Genomic DNA, 21,378 nt, shown 5'->3' with positions numbered 1-21,378 from the left:
CAACCGGGGGACGCTGATGACCCGACCTTGTGCCCGGTCCTCGTGCCGCAGTGCTAGTCCCACGTCCTGGCGGTGCCGGACAGGTCAGCCCTCGCAACGCGGAAAGCATCGCACGCGGCTCCCGCGTGCGCCATAGTCAAATGCGGTCCATCTGGGTGCTTCAGGGCGTCCCGTCGGCCGCCCGCGCGCCGCGCCGCCGCGCGAGCACCGCACGCACCGGGGGCACGACGACGCCCCGGGAGGCCATCTCACGCCGCGTCGCCCGCCGGCTCAGGAGGAGACCGGCCAGGCACCCCAGCCAGGGCAGGAGCATGACGGCGAACGCGGGGCGGAACGCCTCCAGCGACAGCGGCGCCGCGCCGCGCGTCGCGGCGACGTCGAGCACCACGCCGACCGCGAGGACCGAGACGACGGCGACCGCGAAGCCCCCGACGTTGACGAGGCCCGTCGCGGTCCCGAGCCGCCCGCTCGCGTTGAACGTCCGGGCGTAGTCGAAGCCGATGGCGGAGCCGGGCCCGCCGACGCCGAGGACCACGACGAGGACCACGAGCAACCACAGCGGGCTGCGTCCCGGGTGGACGAGGACGGCGACCCACGCGGCGAGGGTCGCGAAGGCGATGGTGAGCACCATCCACGACCGGCGCAGCGGGTGGCGCCCGGTGAGCGTCCCCACGACCGGACCGGACGCCACGACCGCGAGCGCGTTGAGCGTGAGCAGCCCACCGGCCTGCGCGGGGCTCAGCCCCTGCGCCACGGTGAGGAAGGGGTAGCCCCACAGCAGCACGAACACGGTGAAGCTGAACTGGCTCAGCGCGTGCGACCAGAACCCGAGCCAGGTGCCGGGTACGCGCGCCACCTCGCGCACCGGCGACAGGAGCCCGCCGCCGCTGCGCACGACGGTCCCGGGCGGACCGTCCCGCACCACGCCGAACGCGAGCGCCGACGCCATCGCGCCCACCGCGGCGAGCCCGACGAACGCCGTCTGCCAGCCGGCGAGGTGCAGGACGGCCACGAGCGGCACGGCCGCGGCCACCTGCCCGGACTGCCCCACGATGCCTGTGAGCTGGGTCAGGAGCGGGACCCGACGGGCCGGGAACCAGGCGGCCACCAGCCGGACGACGGAGATGAACGTCGCCGCGTCGCCCGCCCCGATGAGCACGCGCGCCACGTAGGCCGCCGGGAGGTCCTCCACGACACCCAGCAGCAGCTGGCCCGTCGCCATGAGCACGGCGCCGGAGCCGATCATCACGCGCGGCCCGAAGCGGTCGAGGAGCACCCCGGCCGGGACCTGCAGCGCGGCGTAGACGCCCAGCTGGACGACGACGAAGGTCGACAGCACCGCGGCGCCGACGCCGAAGCGCTCGGTGGCCTCGACGCTCGCCACGCCCAGCGAGCCCCGGTGCAGCACGCCGATCGCGTACGCCACGAACGCCGCCACGAGGACCAGGCTCGCGCGCCTGTGCGTCCCGCGACCGCCGGTCGCGGGACCTGTCGCCACCGTCATCTCTGCGTGCCCACCGTCACTTCGGCGAGCCGTCCCCGCCCTGCTGCTGCGCCAGGAAGCGCTCGAACTCCTCGCCGAGCTCGTCGGCCGTCGGGATGTCCGCCTGGTCGGCGAGCAGGTTCGTCCGGCCGATCGCCCGGGTGAAGGAGTCGTACTGCTCCTCCAGCGCCCGCACGACGGCGGCGATCTCCTCGGAGCCCGCGACCTGGCGCTCGATCTCCTCGGTCGCCTCGCGGGCGGCCGGCTCGAGCGCGGACGGGTCCAGGTCCAGCCCGGTCGCGCGCTCGACCTGCTGGAGCGCCACGAGCGACGCCTGCGGGTAGGACGACTGCGCGAGGTAGTGCGGCACGTGGACCGCGAACCCCATCGCGTCGTGGCCCCAGCGCCCGAGGCGGTACTCGAGCAGGGAGCTGGCGCTGGCCGGCACCTGCACCCGCCCGAAGAACGACTCGTGGTCGGCGACGAGCTCGGGGCGGTTGGCGTGCGCGGTGACGCCCAGCGGGCGGGTGTGCGGCACCCCCATCGGCACGCCGTGCACGCCGACGGACAGCGGCACCCGGAAGCGCTCGACGATCTGCCGCACGGCGGCGACGTACCGCTCCCACTGCACGTCCGGCTCGGTGCCGTGGAGCAGCAGAAAGGGGACGTGCTCGCCATCGCGCACGACGTCGACCGCGAGGTAGGGCTCCTCGTACTCGGACCACGTGTTCGCGTCGAACACCATCGTCGGCCGCCGGGAGCGGTAGTCCAGCAGCGCGTCGACGTCGAAGGTCACGAGGCGCTCGGACTCGAACCGGTCCGCGAGGTGCCGCGCGGCGACCTGGCCGGCGCTGCCGGCGTCGACGAAGCCGCGGACGATGTGCAGCAGGACGGGGCCCTGCCCGGCCTCCGCGCGCAGCGTCAGGTCGCGCGCGACGTCCTCGTCGATCGTGTAGATCTCGCTCGGTTCACGCATCACGTCCTCCGTCCTCCTCGCTCCTGTGGGCGCAACGCCGCCCGCCCGCCCCGCATTCCGCCGGCGACACGCCGACGGCGGGGCCTCAGCGCGAGGGGAGCCGGACCACCGAGACGAAGAAGTCGTCGATCTGGCGGACGACGTCGATGAAGCGATCGAAGTCGACCGGCTTGGTGACGTAGGCGTTGGCGTGCAGCGAGTAGCTGCGCAGCACGTCCTCCTCGGCCTCCGACGTCGTCAGCACGACGACGGGGATCCGGCGCAGCTGGTCGTCGGACTTCATCGCCGCCAGGACCTCGCGGCCGTCCATGCGGGGCAGGTTGAGGTCCAGGAGGATCAGGTCCGGCGTCGGCGCGTCGGCGTGCTCGCCCTCCTTGCGCAGGAAGGCCAGCGCGCTGACGCCGTCGCTCACGACGGCGAGGCGGTTGGCGACCTTGTTCTCGGCGAACGCCTCGCGCGTCATGAGGACGTCGCCCGGGTCGTCCTCCACGAGCAGCACGTCGATCGGCTTGGGATCGGTCATCGAGCAGCGTCCTCCCCGCCGGTACCGGCGTCCTCGTGGGCCACGTCCACCTCGGCAGCCCGCGCCGAGCCTACGGGATCCGCGCGGTCGGCACCGTCGGCCTGGGCACCGTCGGGCTCGACGCCGTCGGCGCCCCGCACGGGCAGCGTCCAGCGGATCGTGGTGCCGCCGTCGGCGGGCTCGGGGTCGATCCAGATCTGGCCGCCGTGGTACTCCACGATCTTCTTGCACAGGGCCAGCCCGATGCCCGTGCCCTCGTAGACGTCCTTGGCGTGCAGCCGCTGGAAGATCACGAAGACCCGGTCGGCGTACTGCGGGTCGATGCCGATGCCGTTGTCGTGGCAGGCGAGCTCCCACACGTCGCCCGCGCGGCGCCCCTCCAGGCGCACGCGCGGCGCCCGCTCGGGGTGCCGGAACTTCAGGGCGTTGCCGACGAGGTTCGCCACCAGCTGCGTGAGCAGGGGCTCCTCCCCGCGCACGACCGGCAGGTCCTGGGTCAGCACCTCGCCGCCCGACTCGGCGATCTGCTCGTCGAGGTCCCCGACCACCCGACGGACCACCGCGTCCAGGTCCACGTCCGACAGCTCGCCGCCGATCCGCCCGACGCGGGAGAAGCCGAGCAGGTCGTTGATGAGACGCTGCATGCGCTTGGCGCCGTCGACCGCGAAGGCGATGTACTGGTCGGCGCGCTCGTCGAGCTGCCCCTCGTACCGCTTGGCGAGCAGCTGCGTGAAGCTGGCGACCTTGCGCAGCGGCTCCTGCAGGTCGTGCGAGGCGACGTACGCGAACTGCTCGAGGTCGCGGTTGGACCGCCGCAGGTCCTCCGCCTGCTCCACGAGCTGGGCGTGGGACTCCTCGAGCGCCGCGCGCGACGCGTGCGCCTCCGCCAGGAGGTCCACCAGGCGCAGCCGCATCTGCTCGACGTCGCGTCCGACCTGGCCCACCTCGCCCGGGCCGGTCACGGCCACGGGGTGCGCGACGTCGCCGTCCGCCACGACGCGGGCGTCCTGCGCCAGCTGGGCCAACGGGGTGGTCACCCAGCGCCGCAGGTACACCCACAGCAGGGCCCCCACGGCGACCGCGCCCAGGGCGAAGACGAGGAGCACGGCGCGCAGCACGCGGTTCCAGGCGTTGAGCTCGTCGACGGCGGCCGCACGCTCGAGCTTCACGGCGTCGAGGTACTCCTCCATCGGTGTGCGCACGTCCTCGAACAGCAGGCGGCCGCGCTCGATGTCCCCGGGGGCCACCGCGGCGGGCCCGTCGGCCTCGACGGCCGCGATGGTGGGGTCGGCGAAGTCGTCCGACCACGCCCGGAGCGCCGAGGCGACGTCGGCCCGCAGGTCGAGGACCGCGTGGTCCACGCCGAGGTCCTCGACGAGCGCCTGCTCCGTCGCGGTGCCGGTGAGGAAGTCCGCCACGCCGGCCGTGAGCCGCGAGTAGGGCTCCAGGGTCACGGGGTCGCCGGTGAGCGCGTACCCGCGCACCGCCGTCTCGGCGTCGACGAACATCGTGTAGGCGGAGTCCGCCTCGGTGACCGCGTCGAAGTACAGCCCGGTCACGGCCTCCAGCCGCTCGGTGAACGCCACGAGCGCCCAGAGGGCGGCGCCGGTCAGCAGCGCGAGCGCCACCCCCACCGCCGTGCTCGCGACCGCCAGGCGCCGGGTCAGCGAGGTCGCACTGCCGGGCCGGACCCGAGAGCTCACCGACCGCCCCAGCCGAGCAGCACCAGCGCCGTGTCGTCGACCAGGTTGCCGCCGTGGCGCGCGGTCACGGCCTCGAGGATCGCGTCCACGAGCGAGGGCCCGGCCGGGTCCTGGCCCGGCTCGGACTCGGTCGCGAGCTGCTGCTCCATGACGCGCTGCAGGCCGTCCTCGCCGAGGCGGGTGAGGCCGTCGTCGACGGTCGTCTCGAGCACGCCGTCGGTGAACATGATCACGCGCCACGACTCCCCCAGCTCGACGCGCTGGGGCTTCCAGCCGCCGAGGACGGGGATGCCGAGGGCCCGCCCCCGCTGGTCGGACGGCAGGGCCGTGGTGGGCACGCCCAGCAGGAACGGCGTGGGGTGACCGCACAGGTACAGGTCGAGGGAGCGGCGGTCGGGCGCGACGACCACCTGCACGAGGGTCGCGAAGATCTCCGGCCGACCGCGCTCCGCCGTGAGGATCTGCTCGACCACGTCGAGGACCTTCGCGGGCGAGAGCCCGGCGAGCACCGACGTGCGCCAGGCCGTGCGGAGCGTGGCGCCCAGCGCCGCCTCGTCGGGGCCGTGCCCCGCGACGTCGCCCACGACCGCGGCGACCGAGCCGTCGTCGCGCTCGACCACGTCGTAGAAGTCGCCGCCCAGGAGGCCGTCGCGCCCCGCCCGGTAGCCCACGAGGACCTCGAGGGCGCCGTCGCCGACGAGCGGGGTGGGCAGCAGCGCCCGCTCGAGGCGGGTCGTCTCGTAGTCGCGCACCTGGGCGCGGTACAGCTCGCGCTCCTGGCGCTCGGCGCGGCGGCGCTGGATGGCGTAGCGCACGGACCGCGCGAGCAGCTCGGGGTCCACCTCGCCCTTGACGAGGTAGTCCTGCGCGCCGGCGGCCACGGCCCGCAGGCCCTGGCCCGTGTCGGAGAGCCCGGTGAGCACGACGACCGCCGGCACCGTCCCGGCGTCGAGGACGCGCTCGAGCGCGCTGATGCCCACGGCGTCCGGCAGCCCGAGGTCGAGCAGCACGCAGTCGACGTCGAGCTTGGTCAGCGCCTCGTCCACCGTGCGCGCACGGATCAGGTCGACGGGCTGGTCCGTGTCGGCGAACAGCTCCCCGACCAGGAGGGCGTCCGCGTCGTCGTCCTCGACGAGCAGCACCGTGATGGGCCGCGGGTTGAGCTCGTGGTAGGGCACGGGCGACCTTTCGCGTTCGGCCGACGGGGACGCAGAGTGCAGCACCGGCTGATCCTAGAGGTCCGCGCGTGGCGCACGGTCCCGGACGCGGCCACGAGGGCGGATAATGGACGGCCGCGTCCGGCGAGCGTCGATCCCAGGGGGCCCCGTGAGTTCCAGGCAGGACCAGCTGCGCCAGGAGCAGGCCGCCGTCGACGTGCGGTACGCGCGCCTCGACGCCCTGCGCGCGCAGGCCCGGGCCCGGCTCACCCGCGTGCGTCGGGTCGGACCCTCGGGGTCCCCGCAGAACCGTTCCGAGCGCGACGCCTTCGCGACGCTCTACGAGGACCGGCTGGCCCAGCTCGAGGCCGTCGAGCAGCGCCTGTGCTTCGGCCGGCTCGACCTGACGGACGGCGCGGTGCGGTACATCGGTCGGATCGGGCTGACCGACGAGGAGCACACGTCCCTGCTGACGGACTGGCGCGCCCCGGCGGCGCAGGCCTTCTACCGCGCCACGGCGGCGCAGCCCGACGACGTCGTCCGGCGCCGGCACCTCGTCACGCGCGGGCGCGCCGTGACGGGCCTGGAGGACGAGGTCCTCGACCTCGACGCGCTGGTGCGGCTGGCCGGGGCGACCGACGACGACGGCAGCGAGGGCCGGGCGGCGGCGCAGGGCGTCCTGCAGGGCCTGTCCGGCGAGGGTGCCCTCCTCGCGGCGCTGACGAGCGGCCGCACCGGGCGGATGGGTGACATCGTCGCGACCATCCAGGCGGAGCAGGACGCGATCATCCGCTCCGAGCTCGCGGGCGCCCTCGTCGTCCAGGGAGGCCCCGGGACCGGGAAGACCGCCGTCGCCCTGCACCGCGCGGCCTTCCTGCTCTACGCGCACCGGCGCACCCTCGAGCGCTCCGGCGTGCTGGTCGTGGGCCCGAGCCACACCTTCCTGCGGTACATCGACCAGGTGCTCCCGTCGCTGGGCGAGACCGGCGTGGTCACGACCACCGTCGCCGACCTCCTGCCCGGCGTGCGTGCCCAGGCCACCGAGCCCGACGACGTCGCGGAGATCAAGGGGCGGGCGGTCATGGCGCGGGTGCTGGCGCGCGCCGTGCGGCAGCGTCAGCGCGTGCCGGCGGAGCCGGTCACGGTGCGGGTCGACGGCCACGACGTGACCATCACGCCGGCCGACGTCGCCGACGCCATCGCGCGCGCCCGGCGCACCGGCAAGCCGCACAACCTCGCGCGCGTCGGGTTCGTCCGCGACATGCTCTCGCGCCTGGCGCAGCAGTACGTCACGCAGCTGGGCCAGGCGGTGCCGGCCGAGGACCGCGCCGAGATCGTCGAGGAGCTGCGCACGACGCGCGAGGTCAGGATCGCGCTCAACCTGGCGTGGATGCCGCTGACCCCCCAGAAGCTCCTGGGCGACCTCCTGACCAAGCCCGCGCGGCTGGACGCCGCGGCCCGCGAGCTGTCCCGGGCCGACCGGGCCCGCCTGCTGCGCGACCCCGAGCACGGGTGGACCGCGGCCGACGTCCCGCTCCTGGACGAGGTCGCCGAGATGCTGGGCGAGGACGACCAGGCCGCCCGCGCCCAGGCCGCGCAGGACGCGCGGGCCCGCCAGCAGGACCTCGACTACGCCCGCCAGGTGCTCTCGTCCTCGGGCGCCGGGCGCGGGCTGGTCAGCGCCGAGCTGCTCGCCGACCGGTTCAGCGAGGGCGGTCCGCTGCTCACGACCGCCGAGCGGGCCGCGGGTGACCGGACCTGGACGTACGGGCACGTCGTCGTGGACGAGGCGCAGGAGCTGTCGGCGATGGCCTGGCGCATGCTGCTGCGGCGCTGCCCCACCCGCTCGATGACGATCGTCGGCGACGTCGCCCAGACGGCGTCCCCCGCCGGCGCCCGCGCCTGGGCCGCGATGCTGGACCCGGTGCTGCGCGGGTCGTGGCGACTCGCCGAGCTCACCGTGAACTACCGCACCCCGGCCCTGGTCGCGAGCACGGCCCAGCGCGTGGCACGCGCGGCCGGTCTGCCCGTCAGCCCTCTGACGTCCGCGCGCGAGGTGCCCGACGCGCTCGAGCTGCACCGGGTCGAGGTCGCCGGGCTGCCCGACGCCGTCGCGGCGGCCGCCCGGGACGGGTTGCGGCTGGTGGGCGCCCTCGGCGCCGACCCGGCCGACGGTGCCGACGGTGCCGACGCGGCCCAGGGCGGCCCGCGGGACGAGGGCGGCCGCGTGGTGGTCGTGGCCGCGCCCGGGCGCGCCCCCGGGGTGCGCGCGGCTCTCGCGGCCTCGGCGCTGGCGCCGTTCCTCCGGCCGCCGTCCGGAGGCGGCGTCCTGGACGCACCGCTCGCCGTCCTGACGCCCCGCGAGACCAAGGGGCTCGAGTTCGACGTCGTCGTGCTGGTCGAGCCGGCGGACCTCGAGGCGACCCCGGGCGACCTCTACGTCGCGATGACGCGCCCGACGCGTCGGCTCCACGTGGTGGCGAGCGGCCGGCTCCCCGCAGGGCTGGTCGGCGACGAGGCGGACGCCCCGGCCGCGCCCCTTCACTCCTCGCAGGCGACCTGACCCAGGAGCGCCAGACCCTGGAGGTCGCCCGGACCGAGGTCGGTGCGGGTCGACGTCATGGGGTGCATGAGCTCGGCCGGGTCGTCGACGTGGTCGAGCCCGAGCACGTGGGCGAGCTCGTGGACGACGATGGCACGCGCCTGCGCCGCTCCCCCGTCGCGGGCGAGCAGCTCCGAGAGGTCGTCGGCGTCGAGCACGAGGCGCCCCGCGGCGAGCCACCTGCCCGTGCCGTCGGCCCCCGGCACGGCGGCCGAGCCGCCCACGCCTGCCACCTGGCCCGCGAGCTCGGGCACGACCGTCTCGTCCGACCACGCGACCAGGACGGGCGCCCAGCCCGACCCGTACCGCTCGGGCTGGATGAGGCGCCGCTCCAGGCGCGGCTCCTCGTCCGTGGTGCCGGCCGCCTCGAGCCGCAGGCCCGTCGCCGCCTGCACCAGGACGACCGCCTCGTCCAGGACCGCCTGGCCCCCGGCCGGCGCACCGTCGGGGCGCACGACGTACCGCACCGGCCGGCAGGGGTCGTAGCCGACGGGCCCGCCGGCGGCGTCGGTGTGCAGGAAGGCGTGCGAGCCGGACGTCGTCACGGCCACGGCGGGCAGCGGACGGCCCTGCGCCGGGGCCGGCGCGGGCACGGCGACGGCCTCGCCGTCGATCTCCACGTACGCCCGGGGGCGGACGAGCGCCTGCAGGTCCCCGCCGGACCCCTCGTAGGCCATGGCACCGCCGGTGAGCGCCACGGCCAGGACGAGCACGACCACGCCGGGACGGCGCCGGCGCCGGGCACGACGCCGCACCACCTCCGGGACCGGCGCCGCATGCTCCACGCGCACAGTGTCCCGGTGTGCGCGGCGTCCCGCCTGTCGGGCCGGTTTTGGCCGCGCTCCCCCGGCGGTCCACCATGGACGTGTGCTGCGCGCCCTGCTCCTCGAGAGCCTCCACCCCCTGGCCACGACGATCCTCGAGTCGGACGGGGTCGAGGTGACGTCCCGGACCGGCGCGCTGGACGAGGACGAGCTGATCGCCGCCCTCGACGGGGTGCACCTGCTCGGCATCCGCTCCAAGACCCAGGTCACGCCGCGCGTGCTCGACGCCGCCCCGGACCTCATGGCGATCGGCGCATTCTGCATCGGCACCAACCAGGTGGCGCTGCGTGCCGCCGCCGAGCGCGGGGTCGCCACGTTCAACGCCCCCTTCTCCAACACGCGCTCGGTCGTGGAGATCACGCTCGCCGAGATCATCGCCCTGACGCGGCGCCTCACCGAGCGCGACCGCGCCCTGCACGACGGCGTGTGGGACAAGTCCGCGGAGGGCTCGCACGAGGTGCGCGGTCGCACGCTGGGCATCGTCGGCTACGGGAACATCGGCACCCAGCTGTCGGTGCTCGCCGAGGCGCTCGGCATGTCGGTGGTCTTCTACGACTCGCAGGAGAAGCTCGCGCTCGGCAACGCGCGCCGCATGGAGACGCTCGACGAGCTCCTCGACGTCGCCGACGTCGTGACGCTGCACGTCGACGGGCGTGAGGGCAACGCCGGCCTCTTCGGCGCGGCGCAGTTCGCGCGCATGCGGCCCGGCGCGATCTTCCTCAACCTCTCGCGCGGGTTCGTCGTGGACTACGCGGCGCTGCGCGAGCACGTGCTGTCGGGGCGGGTCGGCGGCGCCGCGGTCGACGTCTTCCCCGAGGAGCCCAAGCGCCGTGGGGACGCGTTCGACTCCGAGCTGCGCGGCCTGCCCAACGTCATCCTCACCCCGCACATCGGCGGGTCGACCGAGGAGGCGCAGGAGGCCATCGGGCAGTTCGTGGCCAACAAGCTGCGGGACTACGTCCGCACGGGCTCGACCACCCTGAGCGTCAACCTGCCCAACCTCGCACTGCCCGCGGGCACCAGCACCCACCGCCTCGCGCACCTGCACCACAACACCCCGGGCGTCCTCGCGGGGATCAACCAGACGCTCGCAGAGCACGGGGTCAACATCGAGGGCCAGCTCCTCGCGACGCGCGGCGAGCTCGGCTACGTGGTGACCGACGTCGCCGCGGACCTGGGCCCCGACGTGTGCGACGTGCTGCGGACCATGCCGCAGACGATCCGCCTGCGCGTCCTGTCCTGACCCGGGCGGGGTCGGCCCGGGCGTCCTGACTCCGGGGTCCGGTCCGGGCCGCTGCGGCCCGGACCGGCCCGGTCAGCCGGTCTTGCGGCGGAACGTGCGCTTGCCGGGGCCGGTCGTCTCGGGGCCGTGGACGGCCCCGGTGTTGGACCGGCCCTGCGCACTGCGGTGCGCGGCGCCCTGCTTGCGATCGAGCGCTTCGCGGAACCGCGCCTTGGCGTCCTCGGGCACCGTGGTGTCCTCGGGCACCGTGGTGTCCTCGGGCACCGTGGTGTCCTCGGGCACCGTGGTGTCCTCGGGCGCCGTGCCGGCGCCGTCCTCGGGGGTCTGGCTGCGGTCGTCGGCCATGGGCCCACCTCCTGGTGTGGTCGTCCTCCGGGGGCTCCCGGGCTCCGGCGCTGGTGCGTGGGGCGGTGCCACGCTACTGCGCCGCACCAACGCCTTTCTCCCTGGACGCCCGGGGTGCGCGTCGGCGTACCGTCGGGCGGTGCCCACCATGACGTACCGCCGCGCCGGGCGCTCCGGTCTGCTCCTGCCCGCCGTCTCGCTCGGGCTCTGGCAGGGCTTCGGGGTCGACCGCCCCGTCGCCCTGCAGCGCGAGATCGTGCTGCACGCCGTGGACCGGGGCGTGACGCACCTCGACCTCGCCAACAACTACGGGCCGCCCCCCGGGGCGGCGGAGGAGACCCTGGGCCGGCTCCTGCGCACCGACCTGCGGGGCCACCGCCACGAGCTCGTGCTGACCACGAAGGCCGGTTACCGGGCGTGGCCGGGACCGTACGGCGAGCACGGCGGCCGGGCGTACCTGCTGCGCTCGCTGGACCGGTCGCTCGCGCTCCTCGGCGTCCCCGAGGTCGACGTCTTCTACAGCCACCGCTTCGACCCGACGACGCCCCTGGCGGAGACGATCGCGGCGCTCGGCACGGCGCTGACCTCCGGCCGGGCGCGGTACGTCGGGATCTCGTCGTACTCGGCGGCGCGGACGCTCGAGGCGCTCGACGTGGCCCGGGACCTGGGCGTCCCGCTCACGCTGCACCAGTCGTCCTGGTCGCTGCTGAACCGCTGGGTCGAGCGCCCCGCCGCCGGACCGGACGGCACCGAGCAGGCTCTGCTGGACGTCGTCGAGCGCGCGGGGATGGGCCTGGTGGCGTTCTCCCCCCTCGCCCAGGGTCTGCTCACGGACCGGTACCTGCGCGGCGTGCCGCCGGACTCGCGTGCCGCGCGCGGCGGCTCCTTCGACCCGGCGTGGCTGACGGCCGAGAACCTCGGGCGCGTCCGGGGGCTCGACGCGATCGCCCGGGCCCGTGGCCAGAGCCTCGCCCAGATGGCGATCTCGTGGGTGCTCCGCGACCCGCGGACCACCTCGGTGCTGGTCGGGGCGAGCAGCACCGCCCAGCTGGACGACACCCTGGCCGCCCTCGACGGGCCCGGCTTCTCGGTGGACGAGCTGACGGCGGTCGACGCCCTCGCGCAGGACGCCGGCGTGAACCTCTGGGCTGCACGCTCGAGCGACCTGTGACGGGACCTTCTGGTCATCAACCTACGGTTGCGTAACCTAGAATCGAGACGTGGAACCCACCGCCGACCGCCCCTGGCTCGCCTCGTACGCACCCGGCGTCCCCGCCGACGTGCCGGAGCTGGACGGGCCCGTGACACGGACCCTGGAGAACGTGGCCGCGCGGTACGCGGGCCGCGTCGCGACCGACCTGCTCGGCCGCGGCACGACCTACGGCTCGCTGGCCCGCCGGGTCGCCCAGGCCGCCGGCGCGCTGCACGCCCACGGCGTGCGGCCGGGCGACCGCGTGGCCCTGGTGCTGCCGAACAGCGCGACGCACGTCGTGGCCTTCTACGCGGTGCTGCGCATCGGCGCCGTCGTGGTCGAGCACAACCCGACGTACTCCAGCGAGGAGCTGCGCCACCAGCTGGCCGACAGCGGCGCGACGGTCGCGCTGGTGTGGACCAAGGCGGTCCCCGCGGTGCTCGAGGCGCGACCGCACACCTCCGTGCGCACCGTGGTCGCGGTCGACCTCGCCGCCGACCTGCCGCTGTCCTCGCGCGTCGCCCTGCGCCTGCCGATCGCGGCCGCGCGGCGCAGCCGCGACGCCCTGCGGTCGCCGGTCCCGACCGCACCCGACGTGACCACGTGGGCGCGGTTCGTCCGGGGCGCGGAGCCGCTGCCCGCGGCACACCCCCACCCGGACCTGGACGACGTCGCCCTGCTGCAGTACACCGGCGGCACGACGGGCACCCCCAAGGGCGCCGTCCTGACGCACCGCAACATCGCCGTCAACGCGGCGCAGGGCCAGGCCTGGACCCGTCACGACGTGGGCAGCGAGACCGTCTACGCGGCCCTGCCGTTCTTCCACGCCTTCGGCCTCACGCTCTGCCTGACCTACGCGGTGCGCATCGCGGCGACCTCGGTGATCTTCCCGAAGTTCGACGTCGACACCGTGCTCGCCGCCCAGCGCCGACGCCCCGCGACCTTCATGCCGGGGGTGCCGCCGATGTTCGAGCGCCTGGCTGCGGCGGCCAAGCGCACGGGCACGGACCTCACGTCGCTGCGCCGGTCGATCTCGGGCGCGATGGCCCTCTCCGCCGAGACGGCGCGGGCGTGGGAGGAGGTCACGGGCGGGATCCTCGTCGAGGGGTACGGCCTGACGGAGACCTCGCCGGTGGCGCTCGGGAGCCCGCTCTCCGAGGCACGTCGTCCGGGGACGCTCGGCCTGCCCTTCCCCTCCACGTGGATCCGGGTCGTGGACCCCGAGGACCCCATGGTGGACGTCCCGGCCGGCGATCAGGGCGAGCTCCTCATCTCGGGCCCCCAGGTCTTCCAGGGCTACTGGAACCGGCCCGAGGAGACCGCGGCCGTCCTGATCGAGCGTGAGGGCCGGACGTGGCTGCGCACCGGCGACGTGGTGGTCGTGGAGCCCGACGGCTTCGTGCGCCTCGTGGACCGCATCAAGGAGGTCATCATCACCGGTGGCTTCAACGTGTACCCGTCCCAGGTCGAGGACCACCTGCGGCAGATGCCCGGCATCGAGGACGTCGCCGTGGTCGGGGTGCCCGCCGCCGGTGACCTCGGCGAGCGCGTCGTGGCCGCGGTGGTCCTGTCCCACGGTGCGACGGGCGTCGAGCTCGACGCCGTCCGCGCCTGGTGCGAGACCCGCCTGGCGCGCTACGCCCTGCCGCGCGACCTCGTGGTCCTCAGCGAGCTGCCCCGCTCCCAGATCGGCAAGGTGCTGCGGCGCGTCGTGCGTCAGGACGTCATGAACCGCTGAGGCGGCGCACCCTCAGCGCGCCGCCTCGCGCAGCACGCGCGAGCGCACGTAGTCGTGGACCTCGTCGAGGGTGGCGACCTGCCGGTCCGTCTGCCCCCACAGCTCACGGCACCGGTCCGCGTCGACCCCCAGGGCCGGCGCCAGCGCCGTCATGGTCTGCCACAGCCCGCGCTTGCCGACGACGGCGCTGCGCAGCAGCTCGACCTCCAGGAGGGCCGTCAAGGGCTCCCGCTGCAGGCCGGCCCCGCTCGTCTTCAGGCGCGCCAGCCGCTCCCCGGCCCAGGTCGCCACCTGCTTGGGCCGGGCCTGGACCAGGTCCAGGTCGCCGATCAGCGCGCGCAGCTCCTCCCGCTCGCCCTCGACCTCGTCCGCCACGCGGGTCAGTCCCGGGCCCACCGGGGTCCGGGCGAGCGCCTCGGCCGTCCGGCGCATGCGATGCGAGCCGGCCACGGCGCCGGCGAGATGGTCGTTGAGGTAGGTCGACAGGGCCGCGCGGTCCAGCCCACCGGTGGCGGGGGACGTGCGGCCCGCAGCGGCGTCGGTCATCGCGCCTCCCGTCTCGTGACCGGACAAGCGTCGCAGAGGCACCCACGCGGCGCGACCGGATGACGCTCAGGCGGGACGGTCGCCGTGCTCGGCGCGCAGCGCCGTGATGGCGGCCTCGAAGTCGTCCAGCGACTCGAACGCCTGGTAGACGCTCGCGAAGCGCAGGTACGCCACCTCGTCGAGCTCGCGGAGCGGGCCGAGGATCGACAGCCCGATCTCGTGGGCGTCGAGCTCGGCCGTGCCGGTGCTGCGGAGGTTCTCCTCGACGCGCTGCGCCAGCAGGGCGAGGTCGTCCTCGCTCACGGGGCGCCCCTGACAGGCCTTGCGGACGCCGTTGACGATCTTCTCGCGGCTGAACGACTCGGTCACCCCGGACCGCTTGACCACCGAGAGCGAGGCCGTCTCCAACGTGGTGAAGCGGCGCTGGCAGTTCGGGCACTGCCGCCGGCGCCGGATCGAGGCGCCGTCGTCGGACGTGCGCGAGTCGACCACGCGGGAGTCGCTGTGCCGGCAGAACGGGCAGTGCATCGCGCCTCCACCTCCTCCGGCTGACCGCCACACCGTACCGTCGGCGGGCACCGCGCTGCGAACCGCGGTGGTCACGGACGCTGGGGGCCAGGGCGGCGGGATCAGCGCTGCGGAGTCAGGGCTGGGGATCAGGGCTGCGGCACGAGGATCTGCTGCCCGACCTGGAGCTCCGCACCGCCCAGCGCGTTGAGCTGGACGAGGTCGGCGACGACGTCGCGACGGTCCTGGCCCGGCGCCGCGACGCCCCCGGCGATCTCCCAGAGCGTCTCGCCCGGCGCGACGACGTGCGTGACCACGGGCTGGGCGGCCGCGGGAGAGTCCGCGCCGGCGGCCTGGGCCGAGAGCACGACGCCCGCCCCGGCGGCGGCCGCGACCAGCCAGACCGTCAGCCGGCCACGGCGCGTGAGGCGCAGGTGCCCGCCCTGGGCCCGCCCGTCGGCGGCCCGGACCTCCGGGACGCGCCGGGTCGTCGTGCGGCCGGCCGTCGTGCGTCCGGCCGTCGTGCGTGCGGCGGGCGTGCGGACGGACAGGACGGGCTCGTGGTCCCACATGATCGCCGTCATGGCGTCTCCCCTTCGTCGAGCGATTCGAACGCGTGTCCGTCGAACGGCTGTACGTCGAACGTCTGTACGATGTCTACCACGGGCCACCCACCGTGTCGAGACACGCTCGAACAGATGTTTGATCACGCGGCATCGCGCCCCTAAGGTGGAGGCACGACGAGAGACCATCACGAGGCACTGACACGACCCGTCGCAGGGCCGGTCGCCCGAGAAGACATCGCCCGAGAGACATCGCCCGAGAGACACGGAGGCCGTCATGGCGCCCAGGACCACACCCCCGTCGGGCACCGACCAGCAGCCGGGCGGTGACCTCGCGTCGGTGACCGCGCTGCCGGACGCCGCCGCGGGCGGCGACGGGCTCACGCCCCGCCAGCGCCTCGTGCTCGAGACGATCCGGTCGAGCGTCGAGCGGCGGGGCTACCCGCCGAGCATGCGGGAGATCGGCGAGGCGGTCGGGCTGACGAGCCCGTCCTCGGTCAAGCACCAGCTCACCGTGCTCGAGCGCAAGGGCTACCTGCGGCGCGACCCGCACCGTCCGCGCGCCATCGAGGTCGTGCAGCCCGACGACTCGCGGGCCATCAGCCGGCTCGGCGCCGACCGGGGCGGCGTGCCCGTCGACGAGACCGGCATGCACGACGCCGCCCCGGCGCCGTCGTACGTGCCGGTCGTGGGTCGCATCGCGGCCGGCGGCCCGATCCTCGCCGAGCAGGTCGTCGAGGACGTCTTCCCGCTGCCCCGCCAGCTCGTCGGCGAGGGAGAGCTGTTCCTGCTCAAGGTCGCGGGCGACTCGATGATCGAGGCCGCCATCTGCGACGGCGACTGGGTCGTGGTCCGGCGCCAGCCCGTGGCCGAGAACGGCGAGATCGTCGCGGCCATGATCGACGGCGAGGCGACCGTGAAGACGCTACGGCGTGCGGACGGCCACGTCTGGCTGCTGCCGCAGAACGCCGCCTACGAGCCGATCCCGGGCGACGACGCCGTCGTGCTCGGGCGCGTGGTGAGCGTGCTGCGGAGCCTGTGACCCCCGGTCAGAGCCCGAACTGCCGCGCGACGGCGCGGATCTGGTCGGCGGACCGGCGCAGCCCTGCCAGCTCCTCGTCGGACAGCGGGATCTCGAGCCGGGCGGCCACGCCGTCTCGGCCCACCACGGACGGGACCGACAGGCACACGTCGGAGATGCCGCGGTAGTCCTCCAGGAGCGAGGACACCGGGAGCACCCGGCGCTCGTCGCCCAGCACGGCCTCGATGATGCGTGAGCCCGCGAGGGCCACCGCGTAGTTGGTCGCGCCCTTGCCCGCGATGATCCGGTAGGCGGAGTTCACGACCTCCTCCGCGATCCGCTGGCGGTCCGCGGCCTCGAGCCGGCCGACGACCGTGCCGTTGGGCCCGGGCACGCCCGGCCACTCCATCAGGGGCACGGCGCCGATGGTCGCCGAGCTCCACAGCGGGATCTCGGAGTCGCCGTGCTCGCCCGCGATGTACGCGTGCACGTTCTGCACCGCGATGCCGGTGTGCTGCGCGAGCAGGTAGCGCAGCCGCGAGGAGTCGAGCACCGTGCCGGAGCCGAACATCTGGTTCGGCGGCAGGCCGGAGAACTTCAGCGCGGCGTACGTGACGATGTCGACCGGGTTCGTGACCATGACGTACACGGCGTCCGGCGCGACCGCGACCAGGTCCGGGAGCATCCCGCGCACGAGCCCGATCGTCGCCTCGGCGAGGTCCAGGCGGCTCTGCCCGGGCTTCTGCTTGGCGCCCGCGGTGACGACCACGACGTCGGCACCGGCGCAGACCTGGATGTCGTCGGACCCGACCACGTCGGCCATCGGCATGAACTGGATGCCGTGGCCGATGTCGAGCGCCTCGGCCTCGACCTTCGCCGTGTTGATGTCGTAGAGCGCCACGGAGCGCGCGGCCCCGCGCATGAGGGCCGCGTAGGCCATGGTCGAGCCGACCGATCCCGCGCCGACCACCGCGAGCTTGGTGGTGCGGCGCCCGGTCGGGGACGCGTCGAGCCCCATGTCGTCGTGCTCGTGCTCGACACGTCCTGCCACGTCCGCCATGAGCCGTCGCCTCTCGTTCGTCGGGTCGTGCCTGCCACCCTACGGGGCGGCGTCCGGCCCCCGGGTGATCGCCGGCCCGCCGGCCTGTGCGGCGAGCCGGGCCAGCGCCGCGCGCGCGACGCCGCCGTCGGTGGTCTGCCAGAAGGGCGGCATGGTCCGGGACAGGAACTGCCCGTAGCGCGCCGTCGCCAGCCGCGGGTCGAGCACTGCCACCACCCCGCGGTCGGCGTCGGTCCGCACGAGGCGCCCCGCGCCCTGCGCCAGCAGCAGGGCGGCGTGCGTCGCGGAGACCGCCATGAAGCCGTTGCCGCCGCCACGCTCGACCGCCTCGGTGCGCGCGGAGCGCACCGGGTCGTCCGGGCGCGGGAACGGGATGCGGTCGATCAGCACCAGGCGGCACGTCGGGCCCGGGACGTCGACCCCCTGCCAGAGCGAGAGGGTGCCGAACAGGCACGTCGCGTCGTCCTGCGTGAACCGCTCGACGAGCGTCGGCAGCTGGTCGTCGCCCTGGCACAGGACCGGGACGTCGAGGCGCTCGCGCATCGCCTCCGCGGCCGCCACCGCGGCCCGGCGCGAGGAGAACAGGCCGAGCGTCGCGCCGCCGGCCGCGGTGACGAGCGAGGCGATCTCGTCGAGCTGGGCGTCGGTCGTGGGCTCGCGCCCCGGGGCCGGCAGGTGCCGGGCGACGTAGAGGATCCCCGCGCGCGGGTAGTCGAACGGGCTGCCGACGTCGACCCCGTGCCAGCGCATCGGCCCGGGCGTCGTCGCCGCCGCGCGTGCGGCATCCGGCGCGACGTCCTCCGCGACCTCCGGCGCGGCCGGCTCGGTGCCGCGCCGGACCGCGTCGGCGCCGGCCGCGGTGCCGGCGACGGGCGCGGCGGGTGCGGCGTCGGACGCGGCGTCGCCCGGGGCGGCGTCGAGCCCCACGGAGCGCGCGAGCGGCACGAAGCTGCCGCCGAGCGTGAGCGTGGCGGAGGTGAGCACGGCGGTCCGGCCGGCGAGGAGGTTGGAGCGCACGAGACCCGCCACGGCCAGGGGCGCTGCGTGCAGCCGGGAGACCCCGGCGGAGCGGCCCCAGCCCTCCCCGCCGCGCGCGCACCACACCACGTCCCGACCGTCGCGTACCGGGTCGCCCGTCATCCGCTCAGCGATCTCGAAGACGGTGAGCACCGCGGACGCGGCCATCTTGCGTCCGCCCTCGGCCGACGGCGCCGTCGTGCCCGGCTCGGGCTTGAGCAGCGTGAGCAGGGCGCGGGCGGCATCGCGGACCGCGGCGACGGACGCGGCGAGGTCCGGCGGGAGCCCACCCCGGAAGCGACCCTCGGGTGCCTCCGCGAGCGCGGCACCGAGGTCCTGGCCCGCGACGTCGAGATCCGTCGTGGGCACGCCGCCGTGGCGCCGTGCCAGCCGCGCGGCGTGCTCGACCGTGGCGGCGGACAGCTCGGCCGTGGCCTGCGCCGTGACCCGGTCGATGAGCTCGTGCGCCTCGTCGACCACCAGGACGTCGTGCTCGGGCAGGACGTTCGGCGACCCGCCCGCCGCGATCCCGAGCATCGCGTGGTTCGTCACCACGACGTCGGCCTCGCGCGATGCCCGGCGCGCCCGCTCCGGGAAGCACTGCTCGAGCATCGCGCACGAGCTGCCCAGGCACTCCATCGCGGTCACCGAGACCTGGCGCCACGCGCGGTCCGGCACACCGGGCACGAGGTCGTCCCGGTCGCCGGTCGCGGTCTCCTCGGCCCACTCGCGCAGCCGGAGCACCTGCCGCCCGAGGTCACCGGGTCCGGGCCGAGCGGCGCCGTCGGTGCCCGCCGCCGGGTGGTCCGCCGCGCCGGGCGCCTCCCCCAGCGCGTCGAAGAGCGTGCCCGGCTCGTCCTGCGGGTAGCCGCCGGCGACCTTCTGCAGGCAGAGGTAGTTGTGCCACCCCTTGAGCAGCGCGATGCGGGGCGCGCGGGGCAGGTGCGGGGCCACCGCGTCCGCGACCAGCGGCAGGTCGCGCGTCATCACCTGGCGCTGGAGGGCGAGCGTCGCCGTCGAGACGATCACCCGCTCGTCCGCGAGGACGGCGTGCCGCACCGCCGGCACGAGGTAGCCGAGCGACTTGCCGGTCCCGGTCCCCGCCTGCACCAGCAGGTGCTCGCCGCTGTCGAGCGAGCGGGCGACCGCCCGGGCCATGTCGTGCTGGCCGTCGCGGCGCCGGCCGCCGAGTGCCGCGACCGCGCGGTCGAGCAGCAGGGAGGTGTCCTCCTGCGCGGCAGCCGACGAGGGCTCGGCCGCCGGCCGTGGTGCTGCACTCACCGACGCAGCCTACGGCGCGGGCGGGCCCTCGCCGGCACCGACCACAGGCGGCTCAGCCCGCCGCCGCCGCGCGCAGCTCGGCGGCGAGCTCGGCGTCCACGCGCCCCCGCAGGAGCGTGCCGACCTCGGTGTGCTCGGTCGACTCGACCTCCCCCTCGGAGTGCGCCCGGCTCACGAGGTCGCCCCGCTGGTAGGGCACCACGAGCTCGACCGCCTCGCGGGGCTGGGGCAGCGCCGCCGCGATGATCTCGCGGAGCTGGTCGATGCCGGCCCCCGTGTGCGCCGAGACGACCACGGAGCGGGGCTCGCGACGGCGCATGCGCACGACGACGTCCGGGTCCGCCACGTCGGCCTTGTTGAGCACGACGATCTCGGGGATCGACTCCGCGCCCTCGATCTCCGCCAGCACGGCCCGCACGGCGGCGACCTGCCCCTCCGGGTCCGGGTGGGAGACGTCCACGACGTGCAGCAGGACGTCGCTCTCGCCGACCTCCTCGAGGGTCGAGCGGAAGGCCTCGACCAGCTGGGTGGGCAGCGAGCGCACGAAGCCCACCGTGTCCGTCAGCGTGTAGGCGCGGCCGTCCGGGGTCTGCGCCCGCCGCACCGTCGGGTCGAGCGTGGCGAACAGCGCGTTCTCCACGAGGACCCCGGCGTCGGTGAGGCGGTTGAGCAGGCTCGACTTGCCGGCGTTGGTGTACCCCGCGATCGCGACCGACGGCGTGTGGTGCCGGCGGCGGGCCGAGCGCTGGGTCTGGCGCGAGGGCGCCATGGCCGCGATCTCGCGGCGCAGCTTCGCCATCCGCGTCCGGATGCGGCGCCGGTCCAGCTCGATCTTGGTCTCGCCGGGGCCGCGCGAGCCGATCCCCGCACCCCCGGCGACCCGACCACCGGCCTGGCGGGACATCGACTCGCCCCAGCCGCGCAGGCGCGGCAGCAGGTACTCCAGCTGTGCCAGCTCGACCTGCGCCTTGCCCTCCCGGGACTTGGCGTGCTGCGCGAAGATGTCGAGGATGAGCGCGGTCCGGTCGATGACCTTGACGCGCACGATGTCCTCGAGCGCGCGGCGCTGCGACGGCGCCAGGTCCGCGTCGACGATCACGGTGTCCGCCTCGACCGCCTGCACGAGCTCCGCGAGCTCGGCCGCCTTGCCGGAGCCGAGGTAGGTCGAGGGGTCCGGGTGCGAGCGGCGCTGCAGCACGCCGTCGAGCACCTGCGAGCCCGCCGTCTCGGCGAGCGCCGCGAGCTCGCGCAGCGAGATCTCGGCGTCGGTGCCGGTGCCCGAGGTCCAGATGCCCGCGAGGACGACCCGCTCCAGGCGCAGCTGCCGGTACTCGACCTCGGTGACGTCGCTGAGCTCGGTCGACAGGCCGGAGACGCGGCGCAGCGCCGCGCGCTCCGCACGGTCCAGCTGGTCACCGTCGGCGTCGCTCGTCCGGGTGCCGCCCTCGTCGAGGGCGGTACCGGCACGGGCCAGGACGCGGGCCACGACGGCCTCGGCGAGCTCCCGCTCGTCCCGTGCGGTGGGTTCCTGCTGGGTCATGCGGGGCCTCTCGTGCCGGCGACTGGGACGTTCCAGCGTGTCACGCGGGGGCGGCGG

18 protein-coding genes are annotated in these 21,378 nt (G+C 75.2%); 5 read left to right on the top strand and 13 right to left on the bottom strand.

The window, feature by feature from the left end:
* Positions 1 to 160: 160 nt before the first annotated feature.
* From H2O74_RS06420 to H2O74_RS06400, 5 genes are all read right to left on the bottom strand, one after another.
* A complete protein-coding gene (locus H2O74_RS06420; protein ID WP_255491822.1) occupies positions 161 to 1,438 on the bottom strand; it encodes a nitrate/nitrite transporter in 1,278 nt (425 codons plus the stop codon).
* Positions 1,439 to 1,520: 82 nt separating this feature from the next.
* Positions 1,521 to 2,459, bottom strand: a complete 939-nt coding sequence (locus H2O74_RS06415; protein ID WP_182113634.1) for a proteasome assembly chaperone family protein — start codon at positions 2,457 to 2,459, stop codon at positions 1,521 to 1,523.
* Between the two features lie 85 nt (positions 2,460 to 2,544).
* The gene (locus H2O74_RS06410; RefSeq protein ID WP_182113633.1) at positions 2,545 to 2,982 is read right to left on the bottom strand and encodes a response regulator; all 438 of its coding nucleotides are present in this window, start codon (positions 2,980 to 2,982) and stop codon (positions 2,545 to 2,547) included.
* Positions 2,979 to 4,685 carry an ATP-binding protein gene (locus H2O74_RS06405; RefSeq protein ID WP_182113632.1) on the bottom strand — a complete coding sequence of 569 codons (1,707 nt, stop codon included), beginning with the start codon at positions 4,683 to 4,685 and terminating at the stop codon, positions 2,979 to 2,981. Before H2O74_RS06405 ends, H2O74_RS06410 begins: the two co-directional genes overlap by 4 nt.
* Entirely contained in the window at positions 4,682 to 5,863 is a 1,182-nt protein-coding gene (locus H2O74_RS06400; protein ID WP_255491821.1) for a PP2C family protein-serine/threonine phosphatase, read from the bottom strand. The genes H2O74_RS06405 and H2O74_RS06400 overlap by 4 nt, the downstream gene beginning before the upstream one ends.
* 148 nt (positions 5,864 to 6,011) lie before the next feature.
* Here H2O74_RS06400 and H2O74_RS06395 point away from each other — a divergent pair, with 148 nt between their 5' ends.
* Positions 6,012 to 8,405: an AAA family ATPase gene (locus H2O74_RS06395; protein ID WP_182113631.1), complete on the top strand. Its 2,394-nt coding sequence runs from the start codon at positions 6,012 to 6,014 to the stop codon at positions 8,403 to 8,405.
* Here H2O74_RS06395 and H2O74_RS06390 read toward each other — a convergent pair.
* Positions 8,384 to 9,229 carry a matrixin family metalloprotease gene (locus tag H2O74_RS06390; protein WP_182113630.1) on the bottom strand — a complete coding sequence of 282 codons (846 nt, stop codon included), beginning with the start codon at positions 9,227 to 9,229 and terminating at the stop codon, positions 8,384 to 8,386. The two genes, H2O74_RS06395 and H2O74_RS06390, sit on opposite strands and share 22 nt — an antisense overlap.
* 82 nt (positions 9,230 to 9,311) lie before the next feature.
* Between H2O74_RS06390 and serA the strand changes: the two genes are divergently transcribed.
* The gene (gene serA, locus H2O74_RS06385; RefSeq protein WP_182113629.1) at positions 9,312 to 10,511 is read left to right on the top strand and encodes a phosphoglycerate dehydrogenase; all 1,200 of its coding nucleotides are present in this window, start codon (positions 9,312 to 9,314) and stop codon (positions 10,509 to 10,511) included.
* A 72-nt stretch (positions 10,512 to 10,583) separates the two neighbouring features.
* Here serA and H2O74_RS06380 read toward each other — a convergent pair whose 3' ends face one another.
* Entirely contained in the window at positions 10,584 to 10,856 is a 273-nt protein-coding gene (locus H2O74_RS06380; protein ID WP_182113628.1) for a DUF5302 domain-containing protein, read from the bottom strand.
* A gap of 148 nt (positions 10,857 to 11,004) precedes the next feature.
* Here H2O74_RS06380 and H2O74_RS06375 point away from each other — a divergent pair, with 148 nt between their 5' ends.
* Both H2O74_RS06375 and H2O74_RS06370 read left to right on the top strand, forming a co-directional pair.
* Positions 11,005 to 12,027, top strand: a complete 1,023-nt coding sequence (locus H2O74_RS06375; RefSeq protein WP_182114104.1) for an aldo/keto reductase — start codon at positions 11,005 to 11,007, stop codon at positions 12,025 to 12,027.
* Positions 12,028 to 12,076: 49 nt separating this feature from the next.
* The gene (locus H2O74_RS06370) at positions 12,077 to 13,786 is read left to right on the top strand and encodes an AMP-binding protein (RefSeq protein WP_182113627.1); all 1,710 of its coding nucleotides are present in this window, start codon (positions 12,077 to 12,079) and stop codon (positions 13,784 to 13,786) included.
* A 12-nt stretch (positions 13,787 to 13,798) separates the two neighbouring features.
* Here the strand turns inward: H2O74_RS06370 and H2O74_RS06365 are convergent, their stop codons facing one another.
* From H2O74_RS06365 to H2O74_RS06355, 3 genes are all read right to left on the bottom strand, one after another.
* On the bottom strand, positions 13,799 to 14,332 hold the full coding sequence (locus H2O74_RS06365) for a hypothetical protein (RefSeq protein WP_182113626.1): 534 nt from the start codon (positions 14,330 to 14,332) through the stop codon (positions 13,799 to 13,801).
* A 66-nt stretch (positions 14,333 to 14,398) separates the two neighbouring features.
* Entirely contained in the window at positions 14,399 to 14,860 is a 462-nt protein-coding gene (gene nrdR, locus H2O74_RS06360; RefSeq protein ID WP_182113625.1) for a transcriptional regulator NrdR, read from the bottom strand.
* A 128-nt stretch (positions 14,861 to 14,988) separates the two neighbouring features.
* On the bottom strand, positions 14,989 to 15,423 hold the full coding sequence (locus H2O74_RS06355) for a LysM peptidoglycan-binding domain-containing protein (RefSeq protein ID WP_182113624.1): 435 nt from the start codon (positions 15,421 to 15,423) through the stop codon (positions 14,989 to 14,991).
* A 256-nt stretch (positions 15,424 to 15,679) separates the two neighbouring features.
* Between H2O74_RS06355 and lexA the strand changes: the two genes are divergently transcribed.
* Entirely contained in the window at positions 15,680 to 16,444 is a 765-nt protein-coding gene (lexA, locus tag H2O74_RS06350; RefSeq protein ID WP_182113623.1) for a transcriptional repressor LexA, read from the top strand.
* 7 nt (positions 16,445 to 16,451) lie between these two features.
* Here the strand turns inward: lexA and H2O74_RS06345 are convergent, their stop codons facing one another.
* The 3 genes from H2O74_RS06345 to hflX form a co-directional block, all read right to left on the bottom strand.
* Positions 16,452 to 17,441, bottom strand: coding sequence for an L-lactate dehydrogenase (locus H2O74_RS06345; RefSeq protein ID WP_182114103.1), 990 nt, complete (start codon positions 17,439 to 17,441; stop codon positions 16,452 to 16,454).
* A gap of 81 nt (positions 17,442 to 17,522) precedes the next feature.
* Positions 17,523 to 19,781 (bottom strand): ATP-dependent DNA helicase, encoded by a 2,259-nt coding sequence (locus H2O74_RS06340; protein ID WP_220458027.1) that lies wholly within the window; start codon positions 19,779 to 19,781, stop codon positions 17,523 to 17,525.
* A 52-nt stretch (positions 19,782 to 19,833) separates the two neighbouring features.
* A complete protein-coding gene (hflX, locus tag H2O74_RS06335; protein ID WP_182113622.1) occupies positions 19,834 to 21,321 on the bottom strand; it encodes a GTPase HflX in 1,488 nt (495 codons plus the stop codon).
* Positions 21,322 to 21,378: the final 57 nt, after the last annotated feature.

This window comes from Actinotalea sp. JY-7876, from assembly GCF_014042015.1.
Classification (GTDB): Bacteria; Actinomycetota; Actinomycetes; order Actinomycetales; family Cellulomonadaceae; genus Actinotalea.
This window is presented reverse-complemented; position numbering and strand designations above follow the sequence as displayed.